At 35.8% G+C, this 18,107-nt stretch carries 19 protein-coding genes, 1 pseudogene and 1 riboswitch; of the genes and pseudogenes, 15 read left to right on the forward strand and 5 right to left on the reverse strand.

Going from position 1 to position 18,107, the window contains the following annotated elements; translation table 11 throughout:
- Window positions 1-130: 130 nt before the first annotated feature.
- A complete protein-coding gene (locus HNQ94_RS07845; protein ID WP_174495733.1) occupies window positions 131-529 on the forward strand; it encodes a rhodanese-like domain-containing protein in 399 nt (132 codons plus the stop codon).
- A gap of 223 nt (window positions 530-752) precedes the next feature.
- On the opposite strand, the gene HNQ94_RS07850 is transcribed toward HNQ94_RS07845, so the two are convergent.
- The 3 genes from HNQ94_RS07850 to HNQ94_RS07860 all read right to left on the reverse strand — a co-directional run bounded on the left by HNQ94_RS07850 (window position 753) and on the right by HNQ94_RS07860 (window position 2,299).
- Window positions 753-1,226 (reverse strand): GNAT family N-acetyltransferase, encoded by a 474-nt coding sequence (locus HNQ94_RS07850; protein WP_174495732.1) that lies wholly within the window; start codon window positions 1,224-1,226, stop codon window positions 753-755.
- Between the two features lie 118 nt (window positions 1,227-1,344).
- On the reverse strand, window positions 1,345-1,698 hold the full coding sequence (locus tag HNQ94_RS07855) for a VOC family protein (RefSeq protein WP_174495731.1): 354 nt from the start codon (window positions 1,696-1,698) through the stop codon (window positions 1,345-1,347).
- A 43-nt stretch (window positions 1,699-1,741) separates the two neighbouring features.
- Window positions 1,742-2,299 (reverse strand): class I SAM-dependent methyltransferase, encoded by a 558-nt coding sequence (locus tag HNQ94_RS07860; RefSeq protein ID WP_174495896.1) that lies wholly within the window; start codon window positions 2,297-2,299, stop codon window positions 1,742-1,744.
- A gap of 319 nt (window positions 2,300-2,618) precedes the next feature.
- Here HNQ94_RS07860 and HNQ94_RS07865 point away from each other — a divergent pair, with 319 nt between their 5' ends.
- The 3 genes from HNQ94_RS07865 to HNQ94_RS07875 all read left to right on the forward strand — a co-directional run bounded on the left by HNQ94_RS07865 (window position 2,619) and on the right by HNQ94_RS07875 (window position 6,510).
- The gene (locus HNQ94_RS07865) at window positions 2,619-3,572 is read left to right on the forward strand and encodes an MBL fold metallo-hydrolase (protein ID WP_174495730.1); all 954 of its coding nucleotides are present in this window, start codon (window positions 2,619-2,621) and stop codon (window positions 3,570-3,572) included.
- 115 nt (window positions 3,573-3,687) lie between these two features.
- A complete protein-coding gene (locus tag HNQ94_RS07870) occupies window positions 3,688-4,320 on the forward strand; it encodes a pentapeptide repeat-containing protein (protein ID WP_174495729.1) in 633 nt (210 codons plus the stop codon).
- A gap of 15 nt (window positions 4,321-4,335) precedes the next feature.
- The gene (locus HNQ94_RS07875) at window positions 4,336-6,510 is read left to right on the forward strand and encodes a DNA topoisomerase III (protein WP_174495728.1); all 2,175 of its coding nucleotides are present in this window, start codon (window positions 4,336-4,338) and stop codon (window positions 6,508-6,510) included.
- A gap of 46 nt (window positions 6,511-6,556) precedes the next feature.
- Here the strand turns inward: HNQ94_RS07875 and HNQ94_RS07880 are convergent, their stop codons facing one another.
- Window positions 6,557-8,830, reverse strand: a complete 2,274-nt coding sequence (locus HNQ94_RS07880; protein WP_174495727.1) for a putative bifunctional diguanylate cyclase/phosphodiesterase — start codon at window positions 8,828-8,830, stop codon at window positions 6,557-6,559.
- A gap of 77 nt (window positions 8,831-8,907) precedes the next feature.
- A riboswitch (cyclic di-GMP riboswitch) is annotated at window positions 8,908-8,990 on the reverse strand.
- Between the two features lie 129 nt (window positions 8,991-9,119).
- On the opposite strand from HNQ94_RS07880, the gene HNQ94_RS07885 reads away from it, so the two are divergent.
- The 3 genes from HNQ94_RS07885 to HNQ94_RS07895 all read left to right on the forward strand — a co-directional run bounded on the left by HNQ94_RS07885 (window position 9,120) and on the right by HNQ94_RS07895 (window position 11,130).
- The gene (locus tag HNQ94_RS07885; RefSeq protein ID WP_174495726.1) at window positions 9,120-9,404 is read left to right on the forward strand and encodes a hypothetical protein; all 285 of its coding nucleotides are present in this window, start codon (window positions 9,120-9,122) and stop codon (window positions 9,402-9,404) included.
- A 111-nt stretch (window positions 9,405-9,515) separates the two neighbouring features.
- Window positions 9,516-10,682 (forward strand): TraB/GumN family protein, encoded by a 1,167-nt coding sequence (locus HNQ94_RS07890; protein WP_174495725.1) that lies wholly within the window; start codon window positions 9,516-9,518, stop codon window positions 10,680-10,682.
- A gap of 70 nt (window positions 10,683-10,752) precedes the next feature.
- Complete coding sequence (locus HNQ94_RS07895; protein WP_174495724.1) at window positions 10,753-11,130, forward strand: SLAP domain-containing protein; 378 nt, start codon at window positions 10,753-10,755, stop codon at window positions 11,128-11,130.
- Between the two features lie 27 nt (window positions 11,131-11,157).
- Here the strand turns inward: HNQ94_RS07895 and HNQ94_RS07900 are convergent, their stop codons facing one another.
- Entirely contained in the window at window positions 11,158-11,724 is a 567-nt protein-coding gene (locus HNQ94_RS07900; protein WP_174495723.1) for an HAD-IA family hydrolase, read from the reverse strand.
- Between the two features lie 214 nt (window positions 11,725-11,938).
- On the opposite strand from HNQ94_RS07900, the gene HNQ94_RS07905 reads away from it, so the two are divergent.
- The 8 genes and pseudogenes from HNQ94_RS07905 to HNQ94_RS07940 all read left to right on the forward strand — a co-directional run bounded on the left by HNQ94_RS07905 (window position 11,939) and on the right by HNQ94_RS07940 (window position 18,013).
- On the forward strand, window positions 11,939-12,598 hold the full coding sequence (locus HNQ94_RS07905) for a ribonuclease H family protein (protein WP_174495722.1): 660 nt from the start codon (window positions 11,939-11,941) through the stop codon (window positions 12,596-12,598).
- Between the two features lie 111 nt (window positions 12,599-12,709).
- Window positions 12,710-13,315, forward strand: a complete 606-nt coding sequence (locus tag HNQ94_RS07910; protein WP_174495721.1) for a TetR/AcrR family transcriptional regulator — start codon at window positions 12,710-12,712, stop codon at window positions 13,313-13,315.
- 1 nt (window position 13,316) lies between these two features.
- Window positions 13,317-14,171: an ABC transporter ATP-binding protein gene (locus HNQ94_RS07915; RefSeq protein WP_174495720.1), complete on the forward strand. Its 855-nt coding sequence runs from the start codon at window positions 13,317-13,319 to the stop codon at window positions 14,169-14,171.
- The gene (locus tag HNQ94_RS07920; RefSeq protein WP_174495719.1) at window positions 14,168-14,866 is read left to right on the forward strand and encodes a fluoroquinolone export ABC transporter permease subunit; all 699 of its coding nucleotides are present in this window, start codon (window positions 14,168-14,170) and stop codon (window positions 14,864-14,866) included. Before HNQ94_RS07915 ends, HNQ94_RS07920 begins: the two co-directional genes overlap by 4 nt.
- Window positions 14,867-14,879: 13 nt before the next feature.
- Window positions 14,880-15,602 carry an Rv2686c family ABC transporter permease subunit gene (locus tag HNQ94_RS07925; RefSeq protein ID WP_174495895.1) on the forward strand — a complete coding sequence of 241 codons (723 nt, stop codon included), beginning with the start codon at window positions 14,880-14,882 and terminating at the stop codon, window positions 15,600-15,602.
- 107 nt (window positions 15,603-15,709) lie between these two features.
- A pseudogene (locus HNQ94_RS07930) lies at window positions 15,710-16,288 on the forward strand (peptide-methionine (S)-S-oxide reductase MsrA); the annotation flags it as partial.
- Window positions 16,289-16,958: 670 nt separating this feature from the next.
- Window positions 16,959-17,804, forward strand: a complete 846-nt coding sequence (locus HNQ94_RS07935; protein ID WP_174495717.1) for an SPFH domain-containing protein — start codon at window positions 16,959-16,961, stop codon at window positions 17,802-17,804.
- 38 nt (window positions 17,805-17,842) lie between these two features.
- Window positions 17,843-18,013, forward strand: coding sequence for a type II toxin-antitoxin system antitoxin (locus HNQ94_RS07940; RefSeq protein ID WP_174495716.1), 171 nt, complete (start codon window positions 17,843-17,845; stop codon window positions 18,011-18,013).
- The last annotated feature ends 94 nt before the right edge of the window (window positions 18,014-18,107 follow it).

Raw genomic sequence — 18,107 nt, forward strand, 5'->3', positions numbered from 1 at the left:
TAGAATGCAAATGGATAGGGCACCCTTCAATCCCTAAAATTTTCGTACTTTTGTTATAATCAATTAAATATATTGCTAAATTTCTAGATTATAATAAAAAGGATAACTTTTCATAAAAGGAGTAATCAAAATGGAAACAAAGAAACTTTTCCTATACGTTTTAGTATTATTTGGTGTTTTGTTTATCGGATGGAGCCTTTTCCAAGAGAAAGAAATTCAATCGATAACAACCGAAGAATTAGAAGAGAGATTGGAAAACAGAAAGAGTTCGGATCACACGATGTATATAGATGTTCGTGAACAGGAAGAGTATTTTGCTGGCCATATCGAGGGTATGGTAAATATTCCGTTATCCACACTAAAAACAAATACACCTAGTATTGCAGATAATATCGAAATAGTTATCATTTGCAGAAGTGGTTCTAGAAGTATGGAAGCTGCAGAAATCTTTAAGGAACGTGGCTATGAAAAAATCGTCAATGTAGAAGGTGGTATGTTAAGCTGGCAAGGAGAGATAGTCGTCCCTTAACAGAAAATAAAAGACGTTTGGAATAATCGAGCCAAACGTCTTTATTGTTGCTTAGGAAATTATAAAATTGTGGACTTTTGGATAAGTTGGTTGCACGGGGCCACGTCTAGCTTCAGCACCTACCCCCTCGGGACATAAGTCAATCCCTTCTGTGGCAAAACCGCCACGGCAGGTCTTGTCTTATGCCTGTCGGGGGTGAACAAGGCGCTTACGCTTTTGTTCGTTACGATATTGTTTTCGTGAATAATACTCTATCTTGATTTGGACCGTCATAGTCCGCAAATACAGAAATACCATCAACTTCCTTGCTCCCTTGTTCAATTTCAAATCCCATTTTTGTGTGAAAAGCAATCGAGGTTTTATTCACTGGCGAAGTAACGGCACGCACAACATTTCTTCCATTCTCTTTAACAATCGTAAAAAAATGTTGATATAGTTTTTTTCCGATATTATGTTGTCGAAACTCCGGATGAACACCGACAAAATGAATATAGGCTTCCCTAGAATTAGTTTGTGATAAAAAGCCTATTAGAAAGCCGATAATTTCACCATTCTTTTCAGCTACAAAACTAGTGTTTTGGAAATGAACAAAAAATAACTTTGGTAACATATCAGCCATTTGTCTACCACCCCACCACTCGTTAATTAACGGAGATATGACATTATAATCTGTGCTTTTCACATTGCGAATTTCCATAATAAGTCCTCCAATTCATTCTGTCAAAAATGATTCTATCATGTTTAAATCGGTTTCCATTATGTTTTTTTGAGGTCGTCAAGCAAACATTAAGCTCGAGGGGCTGATTTCCTCGAACTTAACATTTACATACCATAAGGTGATTACCATCAGGGTCTTTAAAATTAAAATAATGGTTATGTTCAATGCTTGTAGTCAATTCTACGTTCTTTTTTTGCATAAATTCATAGGCTTCCTTAATATTTTCTGTATTAAAATGGAAAGCAGGTGCCTTAAAAATATTTTCTTCGGAATAAATTTTGCTATCTAGCACAATAGTTGTCCCTACCATTGGAATAATATATAAATGCTCGAATTGAATTTCGCCGTCTGCCTGTAATCCAAGAATATCACAATACCAATCTCTTGCTTTTTCTATGTCACGAACAGGAATAAAGACCGTACCAATTTGATTGAAAATAGGACTCTTCATTTAAATACCTCTACTTTCATTCTCTATTAAACTATAAATAGATTCACTTAACGGCATCTACTATTAACGATGGACACTGAAGCTGATCCCCATGGTTGCGCGGATCAAATTTTTTTGAGCGAAATATCACACCATCTTTACCTGTCCAATTTCTTTCGTGAAATTCTCCATTTTCATCACAATACTCTAATAAGTGAACGTTAAAACCAGCTGATTCAAACAAGCTTGATAGCGTTTGATAGGTATGAACGATTTTGTGACTTGCGGCTGGATGGTCTTTAGGTCCTGGTCCTCCTACTTGTACAATTCGTTGGTATTCCTCATTTTGAAAAAAACCATCAGGCACGGCACAGCGAATATATCCACCAGGCTTTAAATATGAATAGCAAGTTTTTGCAGCTTGGAGTCCCTCATTGTATGTAAGATGTTCCCATACATGTTCAGCGAGAATTGCTGAAATGGAATTCGTTTTAAATTGGTTGTACCAAGTGGTCTCATTTAGTAAATCTAGTTCATCTTCTTGTGTATGTATCCAGCCAGGATTATTGTTGTATGGCCCCGCACCGATGACTATTTTGATTTCTTTTTGATTCAAGTCAATTCCCCATTTTCATGTAAAGTTTTCGTGAATACCGGAAGCTACAGAGCTTTACCAAAAGTAATAAGTACCTTTGCAAAATATTGTAACAATTAGCTAGATAGATGCCTAGTCCTAAAACATTTCCCCTCTTACAAAATGACTCCTTTCTAATTTACTGGTAATACATAAGTGGAAAATGGAAGAGTTCAATTTGGTATGTTTTTTTGTTCCAAATTGACCTTCTCCGATCAAAAGAGGGACGATCTAAAATTTATGGAAGGTATATTTTGACATATCTCGAATTTAATTAGTAATAAACTAAAAGTAGGAGGGTGGTTATATGTCAGTACCTACAGATTTAGGTAAAAGTATCTCTTTAATCGATTTGTTAGATTTAGGTATGAAGGAGAGGACCGGCTCCTATGTACTACACGCAGAGGAATTAACAATTGTGGAAACGAGTGCTAGTCCATCGATTCGGCATTTACTGAAGGGATTAGAGAAACTGCACATCGACCCGAAGGATATTAAAAACATTATTGTCACACACATTCATTTAGATCATGCCGGTGGTGTGGGGTTCTTACTAGAAAAGTGTCCAAATGCGAAGGTTATTGTTCATCCACGTGGTAAGCGTCATCTAGCCAATCCGACCAAATTGATTCAAGGTGCTAGAGCGGTTTACGGTAAAATGTTCGATGCATTATTTCATCCTATTTTCCGAGTTCCTGAGGGGCGTCTTATCACGAAAGAAGACGGGGATACACTTAAAATAGGAGAGAATAGAATCCTTACTTTTTATGACACTCCGGGGCATGCAAATCATCATTTTTCCATCCACGATTCCTTCAGTAATGGTATTTTTACAGGCGACACGATAGGAGTCATATATCCACAAACGAAAATAAACGGATTCGAATTCGTCCTTCCATCTACGTCACCAAATCAATTTGATCCAAATGCTATGCTTGCGTCTTTAGAAAGAATTGAAAAATTAGGTGTGGAACAAATTTATTTTGGGCACTATGGAATGTCTGAAAAACCAAAGGATGTATTTAATCAAATTCGTTTTTGGCTTCCGAAATTTTTAGATACCGGTAAAAACATTTTAAAAGAATATCCAGGTGGAACCTACAAGGAAAAAGCAGATCATATTGCTAAAAAACTTACCCAAGATGTTACTACTTTTTTAGACGAAAAAGGACTTACTCCCGATCACGAAGTGTACCAGTACATAAAGGTGGATTTGCAGGTTTGTGCTTTAGGTATTGTAGATTACTTAGCTAAACATTAAGTGGAAGACCTTGAGTATAATTGCTCAAGGTTTTTTTGTTATACTTAAGAAACACCATAAGTAGAAACCTAATCTAAATTAATATTTATTTTACGTGCGGAAATGAGTGATAAAAATGGCGAAAATAAAAACGCCAAAAATACCTAAGGTGATGGAAGAGATAGAATGTTTTCCTGAAATAGAAGAATCTTTTATTAGTCATTGTGTTATTAAGGACTGCTCCATATTGGATATAGAGAGTGAACGCATCGTCTTTGACCAAGTAATTTTTAAAAATGTTACGTTCGAAAACGTCTCTTTTCCAAATGTAGAGCTTATTGATGTAATTTTTGATACATGTAATTTGTCTAATGTTGATTTTAGTAATGGCATTATACATCGAGCAGAATTTCAAAACTCAAAAATGTTAGGGACGAATCTAGCAGAAACGACGATGAGAGATGTGTTTTTTAACAGGTGCCAACTTAACTTAGGATTGTTTGGTTATGCTAAATTAAAGCAAGTCAAGTTCTCAGAATCCGTCCTTCGTAATGTTGATTTTTATGAATGTCAGTTTGAACATGTAGATTTTCTCACCTGTGATTTGGAGGAAGCAAATTTTAGTCATACACCGTTAAAGGGAATCGATTTAAGTAGCTGCACATTTGAACAGCTAACTGTATCAAAAGAAGATTTAGTTGGTTGTGAGGTTTCTCCAGACCAGGCAATTGGATTTGCTAGATTATTTGGATTAAAGATTAAAGATTAGAAGGGAATTGCTTAAATGAGTAAAACAGTTGTACTAGCCGAAAAGCCATCAGTGGGTAGAGATATTGCTCGTGTTCTACAGTGCCATAAAAAAGGAAATGGCTTTTTTGAAGGCTCAAAATATATTGTAACGTGGGCACTTGGACATTTAGTAACCTTAGCTGACCCAGAAGTTTATGATGATAAATATAAAGAGTGGAAACTAGAGGATTTACCGATGCTACCTCCACATTTAAAGCTTGTGGTCATTAAAAAAACAGGTAAGCAATTTAGTGCAGTAAAAACACAGCTAAACCGTAAAGATGTACAGGACGTTGTTATTGCAACCGATGCTGGACGAGAAGGGGAGCTTGTTGCTAGGTGGATTTTAGAAAAAGCAAGAGTGGATAAACCAGTGAAGCGGCTCTGGATATCATCTGTGACAGATAAAGCTATTAAGGACGGATTCAACAATTTAAAGCCTGGAAAGCAGTATGAAAATTTATATGCTTCTGCGGTTGCCCGCTCAGAAGCAGATTGGTATGTAGGATTAAATGCGACAAGAGCCTTAACGACAAAATTTAATGCACAGCTTTCCAGTGGGCGGGTACAAACGCCAACTCTTGCAATGATTGCAGCAAAAGAAGAGGAAATTAAACAATTCCAACCACAAGATTTTTACGGGATCCAAGCGGAAACAAATCAAGGTTTCACCTTAACGTGGAAAGGAACGAACAATGAAACAAGAGTCTTTTCCAAAGAAAAAGCGGACAAGCTCATAGAAGGCTTGAAAAATAAGAGTGCGATCATTACAGATGTTGAGAAAAAGCTGAAGAAAAGTTTTGCTCCTCAGTTATATGATTTAACGGAGCTGCAAAGAGATGCGAATCGGATTTTCGATTTTTCGGGTAAGCAAACATTATCGATTATGCAAAAACTTTACGAACAACATAAAGTGCTAACATACCCAAGAACAGATTCCCGTTATATTTCCTCCGATATTGTTCCGACACTAAAGGATCGATTAAAGGCTTGTGGTGTTGGTGAATATCAAAAGGCTGCGTATCATATTGCTCGTGGAGAAATAAAAGCGACTAAAGCTTTCGTGGATGATACGAAGGTATCGGATCACCATGCAATAATCCCAACTGAACAAACCGTGCGACTATCGGAATTAAATGATAAAGAACGAAAGATTTATGATTTAGTCGTTAAAAGATTTTTAGCTGTTCTATCTCCTCCTTTTGAATACGAGCAAATGACAATTACAGCTAAAATTGGGGATGAAACGTTAACTGCAAAAGGTAAACGAGTAATCAAGCAAGGTTGGAAAGAAATTTACAATAACCGCTTCGATGAGGATGAAGCAGACGATCAGAATTTACCCGAAGTGGAAAAAGGAACAACCATTTCGAATATCAAGCTCAAGCAAACAAAAGGTCAGACAAAACCCCCAGAACGTTTTACCGAGGGAGAGCTGCTCCGCGCAATGGAAAATCCTGCGAAATTTATGGAACAACAAGATAAAAGCTTAGCAAAAACCTTAAATGAAACAGGTGGATTAGGAACGGTTGCCACTCGAGCTGATATTTTAGAAAAACTGTTTAATACATTTTATATTGAAAAAAGAGGCAAGCATCTTTTCATCACATCGAAAGGGAAGCAACTGCTAGATCTTGTACCTTCTGATATGAAATCACCTACGTTAACGGCCCAATGGGAGCAAAAGTTAGCAGCAATATCGGAAGGCAAATTACCAAAAGACACGTTTATAAGAGAAATGAAGGGTTATGCAAAAGCAGTCGTGCAGGAAATTAAATATAGTGACGCCACGTTTAAACATGAAAACATGACAGGCACTCATTGTCCGGATTGTGGAAAACTCATGCTTGAAATCAATGGTAAAAAGGGAAAAATGCTTGTATGTCAGGATCGTTCCTGTGGACATAAGAAAAATGTAGCAAAAAAGACGAATGCAAGATGTCCAAACTGTCATAAACGACTTGAACTTCGTGGCGAAGGTGATGGCCAAATTTTCACCTGTGTTTGTGGTCATCGAGAAAAGCTATCTACTTTTAACGAACGAAAGAAGAAAGAAAGTAAAAATAAAGTATCCAAACGAGACGTCAATAAGTATTTGAAAAAGCAAGAAAATGAAACGTTTACAAATCCAGCACTAGCTGAAGCATTGGCCAAACTGAAGAAAAAATAATAACAAACAGAAAAGGTGAAAACAAAAAGCGTAGCATCCTAGGATGCTACGCTTTCATCATTAGCTCGCCTGATATCAGAAGCTTCTCAATATCTTGTGCAGGTAAAGGTTGGGCATAATAATAACCTTGGCCATAATCACAGTGATGTTTTAGTAATGATTGTATTTGTTTTTCGTGCTCAATTCCTTCTGCGACGACTCTCATGTCTAAGTTTTTACCAATGTCTATAATGGTTTTGACCATAGAAAGATTACGAACATCTGACGTATCTTCTATAAAAGATTTATCAATTTTTAAAGTATCAATAGGTAGTACTTTTAAAAGGTGCAGGGAGGAGTAACCTGTACCGAAATCATCTATAGAGGTTTTGATTCCAATTGCTTTTATTTCATGTAATATTTCTACTGTTTCTTTTGTGTTTTGCATAATGCTTTCCGTAATTTCTAGTTCCACATATTTAGGATCTATATTTATTTCATTTACTATTTCCTTAACCATTTGAATAAAGTCACTATGCTGCATTTGCACAGCTGAAACATTTACGGATACACATAAGGAATCATAGCCTTTTTCATGCCAAATTTTCATTTGATTACATGCATTTTTTAACACCCATTCTCCAATCTTAACAATTTGCCCTGTCTCTTCTGCCAGTGGAATGAATTCTGTGGGAGAAATAGTTCCTAAAGATGGATGATCCCAACGTAACAATGCTTCCATTCCATACGTTTTTCTTGACTTTAATTCGACTTTCGGTTGATATACTAATCTCAATTGATTCTGAGGAATAGCTTTACGCAATTCATTTTCGATTAACATTTTCCTATTGATATCTTCATTTAATTTCTTATTGAAAAATTTATAATTATTTTTCCCGTTTTCTTTTGCGAGGTACATTGCTGCATCCGCATTCTTCAGCAAAGTGATACTATCCTCTCCGTTTTCAGGATACATACTTATTCCGATACTAGGAGATACTGTAATATCACGATTAGCCACTTGGAAAGGCTCTTCAAAAGCTTTGAGAATCTTGTTTGCCGTAAGAACACAACTGCTCTCGGTACTATTAGAGAGTAGAAGGACAAATTCATCTCCACCTAAACGGTAAATGCTGTTATTCTCTCCTGCCGAATCCCTTAATCGTATGGATGCAACTTGTAATATAGTGTCTCCTACATAATGTCCAAGTGTGTCATTAATTGTTTTAAAACGATCTAAATCAAGTAATATAATGGCCACAGCGTTTTCGGTCTGTTTTGCTATGTCCATGATCTGTTTTAAATCTTCCCTGAATTTTGTCCTATTCTTTAATCCAGTTAACGGATCGTGATAAGCTAAGTATCTGTATTGTTTTACTAGATTTTGGTTTCTTTTTAAGACATAAAGCTGACGTCCTATTATCATGAAGAAGGTTACAATTAAGCCTATACTTAGCAGGTTCAAATCCCAGTCATAACTTTGTAAAACTAATACTAATAAAAGGACAACACACATATATGGGAAAATGACCCCCACATTATTATCCTGTTGTTTATTTTGCTTTTCTGTATTGCTATTCCTCGCATAAGCTCTAGCATAAAAACTAGTGACTCCTATGGTTAAAATAGATACTAACCAAATAGGATCGAGCCAAGCTCCCAAAATATAAGAATTAGTCAGCATGAGATAAACATAAATGGAATCCGCAAAAATCTGAATTAAAAAAGCAAGTATTATAATGGAAATAAAGTTTTTTTCCCTTTTATTTTGCGTTAAATAATAAAGGAAGATCGTAGTAAATAAAATTCCTAAATTCGTAACTGGATAAGCTAAAGTCCCAAAGTTAATGGATAAAAGAGTATCGGACTCTACCAAAATAGGAATGATTAAGTAATGGAAACTAATTGTAATAGCTATAATCATAAAAATAATGATGTTAAATAAGTATCGACTATTTACAGTGTAAGTATTGATAGCTATTTTTATTTTATATCCTAGCGCTATTAAGAACATAATGTATGCTAAAATCCACAGGAGACTAGCAACTGTCGGATACTCAATATTTCTATATATGATCTGGGAAAGTAGCCAAGTGACATAGGCAAGAACGTAAAACATGACACCTATACTAATTAATAGCCAGAAGTTTCTTTCTTTACTAGATATAACACGATATGCTTTGAGTAACCAAACACAACAAACAGTACCACCAACTAAAGGAATAATTGCTGCACCTAAAGCTCTTAACTTTTCATTTTCAAAAAATAGATAAATATATCCATAAAAAATAACGATTGTACTAACTGAAAATAGGAATGCGGAGTGTCTAGTTGCTAACATAATAGTCCCTCCATGTGATAAAAGTTTGAATTTAAAAGTAAAAAATGCAACCAATAACTTTTCAAACACGTTACTTCTTTGGTAACCCAGCCACCTTAGGTATCCCGTTAGGTCTGTAGTTTTGCGCCCTTACCTTTCAATAAGTATGCCATTTCAGTGAAAGTAAAATTATCATTACTTCCCATTGCCTAGTATATTAGTTAATATGATACTATACTTTATCTATAGAGTAGAGACTTATTTTTCATATGCACTCATTTTAAGAAAGTAAAGGATAAAGGAGGATTTCATGGATTTGGTTGCTGTTCAACCTTATATAAAAATACATCGAGAAGTAAGTGCAATTGAACAAAAAGACATTGTGTACGATCGCAATATTTACTTGTATGTCGATCGGATTGTTACCAAATATCATGAATTTCCGCTAGTAGATGTATTTGATATGTCCTATCGGGATTTTGGATCAGAAGTAGGACTTCTTTATTTGCACACGAGGATGGGTGTTTATTCTTATACCGTGCAATCTTCTCCAGAACATTTTATTATGGCCTATCATGGGCTAGGGAAAAAATGAAAATCGCACTTAATTTCCGTGTACTATTTACACCATTTCGGTATATGATTGTGGTATGGTAAATAGATAAAATAAAACATTTAGCAATGGAGTCGCAAAAGGAAGGTAATTATGACCGAAGAAAATATTACTCGTATACATTTGGATGGAAAAGAAATTATTCTAATTGGGACAGCTCACGTTTCTAAACATAGTGCCGAACAAGTAAAAGAAGTAATTGAAGCGGAAAAACCTGACGTCGTTTGCGTTGAATTGGACGAGCAAAGATACCAATCAATTATGGACGGTAACAAGTGGAAGGAAATGGACATATTTAAAGTCATCAAAGAAAGAAAAGCCACATTACTTTTAATGAATCTTGCTATATCTTCCTTCCAAAAAAGAATGGCGAAACAATTTGGAATTAATGCTGGTCAAGAAATGATTCAAGGAATTGAGTCAGCTAAGGAAGTTGGAGCAGACCTTGTCCTTGCTGATAGAAATATTCAAATTACTTTTTCGCGTATTTGGGGTAACATCGGACTAAAAGGAAAAATGATGCTTCTATTACAAGTCGTTGGAAGTATTTTTAGCAGAGAAAGTATATCAGAAGAAGAATTAGAGAAAATGAAATCACAAGATATGCTTGATTCGATGCTTCAAGAGTTTACGGATAATTTCCCTAGATTAAAAACACCATTGATTGATGAGCGTGATCAATATTTATCGCAGAAAATCAAAGAAGCAAAAGGGGAAAAAATTGTTGCTGTTTTAGGTGCAGCACACGTTCCCGGTATTAAAGAAGAAATTAAAAAAGACCATGATTTGGAACGATTATCAACGGTTCCGCCGAAATCAAAAATACCAAAAATTATTGGTTGGTCTATTCCAATCTTAATTATTGCTTTAATTACCTATACCTTTTTATCCAATCCTTCCGCAGCCTTCCATCAAACACTTAGTTGGATACTATGGAACGGAACCTTGTCAGCAATTGGAGCAGCTGTTGCATTGGCACATCCATTGACGATTTTAACAGCATTTATTGCAGCACCAATTACGTCATTAAGTCCACTTATTGCAGCTGGCATTTTCGCTGGTATTGTACAAGCACTTCTTCGTAAGCCGAATGTAAGGGATTTTGAAAATTTATCAGATGATGTGTTTAGTGCAAAAGGATTTTGGAACAATAAAGTAACACGCATATTTCTTGTCGTCATGCTGTCCAACTTAGGTAGCTCACTAGGTACTTTTATTGGGGGAGCAGATGTCATTCGGTTATTTTTTGAAAACTTATAAATAGCAAAACACCTCCAAGTTGGTTTGGAGGTGTTTTTGTAAGCTAATGGAATAAATGGAGGTTCATAATATGCAAAAACTACAATTAGAATCATCTTGGGACAAAACGTTATCACCAAGAGATCGGGATGAAATCGAACAAGCTTTTTCTCGTGTAACCTTGTCAGGGGCTGACATACAGTTTACCCCACTATGGCAAGCAATGAATCACAAAGGTCAACTGTTAGTTACGGTTCTCGTACATAATACCAGAAAAGAAGGGTTCACTTTTACCAATTCGAAACTACATTATAAAGAAAATGGGGTAACAGCAGCAAAGCATACTTTTACAATTCCAGCTCTATGTATAGGAGCAGAAACAACTATGCCTTGGACGTTTATATTTCCAGTGGAAAGTTTGACTGTGTCTCCTACTTTAGAAAGTGGCTTCCTAGAATTTTTCAACTAGAGTGAGTGTGGTTTTTTCTTTTACTTATTATTTCTCCACAACAACTTTAAAGAAATCATGGTAGTTCGACAGGTAATAATCTGCGTTAATCTGTTCATTTTGAAATATACATGTTTGAATACCTAAATCTTTAGCAGGAATTAAATCCAGTTCTCTATCTCCAATTGCTAAGTCAATATGGTGGTTTTGGTGTAAATAATCATATGCTGCTGTATGTGGTTTGCGTGGAAACCCATGATCACTCGTCACGATATCGGCAAAATAGTTAACCCAACCATAATGATCCAAAATACCCATTACACCTTTACGATCTTTGTGAGTCATAATGACATTTTTATTTGCAAACTGAAGAACTTCCTCCACACCTTCAAAAGGAATCATTTCAGAAGGATGGATGTTATTTTTTAACTGGTCCATCTCTTCTATCTGCTTTTCCGTAAGATTAAAAAATCGAATAGCGTGGGAAAAGGAAATCTTTAATTGTTCATATATTTTCTCACTGTTCACTTGGTCTCCAAGTACTTGCTTAAACATTTTCGTGTAAGCTGGATATGTATCAAATAATGTTCCATCAAAATCCCATAAAATATTCATTATGTTTCCTCCTAAAACGGCCTTCTTCATTATAGTATCGTATCCAATAGTAAGCGATCTATTGGTCTATCCATTAAAATTATTCCTCAAGGCATAATCCTACCTTATACTCTACACTAAATCCTTTCGGAAGTTCGATTAATGCGTTAAAATCATGAACAAATCTATTTTGGAGAATACTAACATATTGAATTCGAAAAAAGGTGGTTTTCATATGAAAGTACGGATTGAATTAGACTATAAAACACCAAAAGGGACAGAGACTTCCTTTATCTCTGATGAAATGAATCCAGCGCACGCCCTATTAATTGTGGAAGACTTAGAAAAGACCGGTAGGGTAAAATCTGTTCAATTTATTGATAATCAAGATAGTTCGTGGACAATGAAGGATTTAAAGAAATTTATGCAGGGCATTCAAACGGAACCCCATAACGTCACGGTATATTTTGACGGGGGATTCGACATAGGAACAAAAAGGTCAGGCCTTGGTTGTGCTATTTATTATGAACAAAATGGGAAATCATTCAGACTACGTAAAAATGCACTCGTTGAAGAACTGGATACGAATAACGAAGCGGAATACGCGGCTTTCCATTTGGCATTAAAAGAACTGGAGCTTTTGGGTGTTCACCATTTACCTGTTACTTTTATTGGGGACTCTCAAGTTGTGATTAACCAAATGAATGAAGAATGGCCTTGTTACGAAGAGGAATTAAATAAATGGATAGATCGGATTGAAGGAAAACTTGAGGCATTAGGAATTATACCAGAATATCGACTCGTTCCAAGGAAGAAAAATGGGGAAGCAGATCAGTTGGCCTCCCAAGCCTTAAAAAATGTTGACATAATGAGCACAATCGAAATAACGAAGTAAACAGGTGTCATTTTTGGTGCCTGTTTTATTCTATTTACAATTACCAAAAATAGTTATATAATTTTTGTGAATAAAAAAATAAAATATTCATATGTTCAAGAGGGTGATAAAATGGTTAAAGGATTTAATGAACAGGAGAGACAAACAATATATAAAAAATTAAGTGAGGAAGGGAAAAAGCTATTTAGTGTATTTGGCGTGAAAAAAACAAGTATTGCACAGTTAACGAAAGCGGCGGGAATTGCACAAGGGACTTTTTATCAGTTTTTTTCCTCAAAGGAAAAGTTATTCTTTGCAATAATGGAAGAAGAAGAGGCTGAAATCAAAGAGAAAATATTGGTCAAGGTTAGTGAGGAACGAATGACACGGCAAGCGTTTAAAGAAATGCTGCTATACAGTATAGAGCTGATTGATGAAAAGCCTATTATTAAAAGCTTATTTCAAGGAGAGGACATCGAACAGCTTATGCGTAAGCTTCCCCCTGAAAAAATTCAACAGCACATACAGGAAGATGAATGGGTACTTTCCCCGTTATTAAGAAAATGGCAGGAGAACGGTATTCTGATTGATAAGGATCCAGAAGTGATTACCGGGGTTATCCGAGGATTTTTTATGATGCTTCTTCATAAAAAGGAAATTGGGGAAGAGGTATATCATGAAGCTGTTGATCTACTTGCGGAAAGTTTGGCGTTGGGTATAGTACGAGGTGGAGAGTAATATGATAGAGGTGAAAGAGTTAGTTTATCAATACCCTAGTAAAAAAGAGGCTACGATAAAAAATTTGACTTTCAACGTAAACAAAGGTGAAATTTTTGGGTTTTTAGGTCCTTCTGGTGCTGGGAAGAGTACGACTCAGAAAATATTAATTGGTATTTTAAAAGGATATAAGGGAACTGTCAAAATAAATGGTCACGAATTAAAAGATTTAGATGCTTCTTACTATGAGCAAATTGGAGTCGGTTTTGAGTTTCCGAATTTTTATCAAAAGTTTACGGGACTTGAAAACTTAACTTTCTTTGGTCGATTATATAAAAAAGCAACGTTAGACCCTAAAGAGCTGTTAGAAAGTGTTGGGCTTTCAGATGCGGCTAATGTGAAGTTTGGTAATTATTCAAAAGGGATGAAAATGCGATTGAATTTCTGTCGTGTTTTATTAAATAATCCGGATATTTTATTTCTTGATGAACCGACTTCTGGATTAGATCCAGTTAATGCAAAAAAATTAAGACTTCTAATCCAAGCAGAGAAGGAAAAAGGGAAAACAATTATCATTACAACACACAACATGAATACAGCGGAGGAAATCTGTGATCGTGTTGCTTTTATCGTGGAAGGTGAAATTGCATTAATAGATTCACCAAAACAACTAAAAGTGAAAAACGGTAAAAAGGAGTTAAAAGTGGAATATCGTGAGCAAGAAATTGTGAAAACCCGAACCTTCCCTATACGTAATCTAGCAGAAGAGACTATGTTTCAACACATTTTAAAAAATAATGAAATTATCACTATGCATACACAGGAAGCAACGTTAGAGGATATATTTATTCAAACGACAGGCAGGAAGCTCGTATGAGATTACTAGAAACATTCAAAATGGATGTCCAATTTCAACTACGTCACGGATTTTATTATGCGTATGCACTCGTTACCTTATTTTATATTGGTTTATTACTTTTCATTCCCGAAAGTTTTGTGCAAACGGCTTCCATTATGATCGTATTTACGGATCCTTCTGTATTAGGATTCTTCTTTGTCGGAGGATTGGTTTTATTGGAAAGAGATCAATCTATATTTAATACGTTATTTGTTACTCCCTTACAGGTTAAGGAGTACATTTGGAGTAAGGTGTTGTCGTTAACTTGTTTGGCAACCATCACAAGCACCATCCTATTTATGATTATACATCAGGGAACGTTTTATTTTGTTCCGTTTATTCTTGCAGTATTGTTATGCTCCTTATTCTTTACACTGTTAGGGATTATTTTGGCTGTTCGAGTATCAACTGTTAATGCATTTTTGTATGCATCACCTATCTTCGTCATTATCTTTTATTTACCTTTGCTTAGCTTTTTTGGAGTCTACCATTCTGACTTATTTTATATGCTGCCAACCAAATCAATCCTTATTTTGATGGAAGGTGCATTTACAGATCTATCCTTAATGAATTATGTTTTTCCCATACTGATTTGTATTTTTTGGATTGGGATAGCTTATATATGGGCTTTTCAATCTTTTTACCAATTTTTAAAAACAAAGTGCTTTAGTTAAGGCGGAATATATGATGATAAATAAAATGGTTGTTCTATCCTTAGGAGATTGGAAGAATATTCAGCGAGACCCATTGTTGATATTTACAATGATTGGTACTTTGTTATTGGCAGCTCTCGTTCGATTTGGACTTCCACAATTAACAGTCTTATTGCAAACACACACAACTTTTAACCTAGAAGAGCATTATCGCTTAATTGTTAGCTTGGTTTTATTAATGACACCGCTTATGATTGGGATGCTTTATGGATTTATGATTTTAGATGAGCGGGATGAAGAGGTACTACTATACTACTCGGTAACTCCTTTGACAAAAACAGGTTATCTATTTTGTCGATTATTGGTCCCTATGGTTTTGACCTTTACTTTATCGTTTGTCGTGGTGTTCATTCAAGGTGTAGTAGAGTGGAATTTCTTATCGTTTATACCAATTGCTTTATTGCTTGCCATTCAGGCACCTCTCATTACGATGATGATGGCAAGCTTGGCATCGAATAAAGTGGAGGGATTAGCGCTAACAAAAGTAATTAACCTGTGCGTTTTAGCCCCCCTTATTGATTATGCTGTTAGTCATCCTATAGCTAAGGTAGTTGCGATTTTTCCAGTATACTGGCCTGCATTAGCGTTTCAAAGTGGAGAGGATACCAATTGGAGTGGAATGGTGCTTGTTGGGTTAGTGGTTGCTTTGTTATGGTTTGTATTACTAAATAAAATGTTTCAAAGAAAAATTGGGTAAAATAATACTCATTAGAAGACTTATAGAAAGGAGACGACATGAACTTTAATTTACAAGCAAAAAACATCCAAACAGCAACATTTGGAATGGGTTGATTTTGGGGTCCTGATGCTCGGTTCGGGCATTTAACTGGGGTAGTACGTACACGGGTTGGTTACTCTGGGGGAACTTCACTTAATCCGACCTATCGTCAAATGGGTGATCATTCGGAGACGTTGGAAATTGATTTTGACTCAGATATTGTTACGTATGAAGAAATTTTACATGAATTTTGGGCAAATCATGATGCGGCAAAAGATCGCCATTATAAGGGGCGTCAATATTTATCCATACTGCTTTTTCATGATCAGGAGCAAAAAGGTACCGCAGAAAAGGTAAAGGAAGAATGGGAGCAAAAGTTGAAAGGAGAAATCCTTACAGAACTTCAAGCCTATTCCACATTCCATTTGGCAGAGGAATACCATCAGAAGTATTACTTAAAAAGATTTAAGAAAGCAGTAGAAGCGGTTCAAAGCATTTTTTCTAATCATGATGCTTTTGTCCATTCTACCATTGCAGCTCGTTTAAATGGGTTCGTTAAAGGGTTTGGGAAAATGGATCAATTGAAAGAAGATGTGAAAACCTGGGGACTACCTATTAATGATGAGCAAGTATTGCTAAACATTTTAAATAATATTCGGTGGTAAGACTAGTAAAGGGAAATCATTAAATGGTTTCTCTTTTTTTATAGCTTATTTCGTAAAGATTGTGTCGTTTATATCATAGTTGATGGAAACTGCGAAGTAATTTGATGTGTGCAAATCCAACCGCTACGGAAATACACTACGCGCACCTTAGGGCTCGTGCTGAGCCTTCTCACTCGCACAGAACGCTCGCTGTTGGGTCTCAACGTCTTCGCTGTCCCGTAGGGAGTCTACGTGTATTTCCTTCGCTAAGCATGTGCTTATCTTTAATGTACGGATGAATTGGGCAAAAGAAAGTTAAAAATATAGGCTTAGTAGGAAGTATTATCTAACATCCTACATGGTTTACCACTATTCTTGAATCAGTAAATAAATCTTAGCGTAGGCAGAATACGCAGACTCCTACGGGATTGCACGTGTCTGAAGACCCCGCAGCGGTGCTTTTCCGTGAGGAGGCTGAGGCCGTGCCCGTGGAAAGCGAAGTATTATGCCGAAGCGGCCGTATAGCACTCGTCATAATGCAAACCTATAGTTACTTAGCAGTTTAAATAAATAAATAAATAATCAATGTTGAAAAGGTTTTTTTATAGTAATCAATTTACAGTTTTATACAAAAGTGATATCATTTTAATATAAAAATGAAATATAAAATACGGGAAAGTGAGTGAGGAATATGCAAGAGAGAAAAGCTTGGAGTATAAACGGCTTTTTAGGTATTATCATCCTTCTTGGATTAATTGGGGGAGCGGCTTATTTTATTATTCAACAAGAAATCGTACCAGCTATTCTTTTATTAATCTTGGCCATTTTTTTAGGCAGTGGAATTACCATTGTACAACCCAATCAGTCAGTTGTTGTTACATTTCTAGGAAAATATATGGGAAGTATACGTGAGGCAGGAATTTTTGTTACCATTCCATTTTCCATACGCCGAACCATTTCTCTAAGAGTTCGTAACTTTAATAGTAAAAAGTTGAAGGTGAATGACGTAGAAGGTAATCCAATTGAAATTGCTGCTGTTATTGTATTTAAAGTAGTAGATGCGGCAAAAGCGGTGTTTGATGTCGATCAATACGAACAGTTTGTGGAAATACAAAGTGAAACGGCAGTAAGACATGTGGCAACCAAATATCCATACGACACTTATGAGGATGATATACTTTCTTTAAGAGGGAATGCTGAGGAAGTTTCTAATGAATTGACAAGAGAGCTGCAAGATCGTCTGAAAGTAGCCGGTGTGGAAGTAATTGAGGCTCGGCTTACTCACCTTGCTTATTCAACGGAAATTGCTCAAGCAATGTTACAACGTCAACAAGCAGCAGCAATAATTTCTGCTAGAAAGCTAATTGTTGATGGAGCTGTAGGTATGGCTCAAGATGCGATCATGCGACTAGAAAAAGAGGGGCTAGTGGACTTAGATGATGAACGTCGAGTATCTATGATCAATAATTTACTTGTAACGATTGTTTCGGAAAAAGGAACACAGCCTGTTGTTAACACGGGGAGTCTTTACCAATAAGTAAGCTTCTATAAGGAGTATAAAAATGAGGGTTTTTGATGACTAAGAAAAAAAATTTCCCACTTCGAATAGATCCGAAGCTATATGAGGTTCTACAAGTATGGGCAAAAGACGAATTTCGAAGCGTCAATAGTCATGTTGAGTTTTTACTTAAAGAAGCAGCAAAAAAGGCAGGGCGTTTTCCAAAGGATGGGGAAAATAATAAATAAAAACCAGCAAAAGTATGTGAAGGGCAGCCTAATTTTTTTGGAGGTTGCTTTTTCTTTACAGTTTTTTGAAACTATTCTTCCATTCCCTTCGTAA

The sequence above is a fragment of the Salirhabdus euzebyi genome (genome assembly GCF_014207435.1).
Lineage (GTDB): Bacteria > Bacillota > Bacilli > Bacillales > Alkalibacillaceae > Salirhabdus > Salirhabdus euzebyi.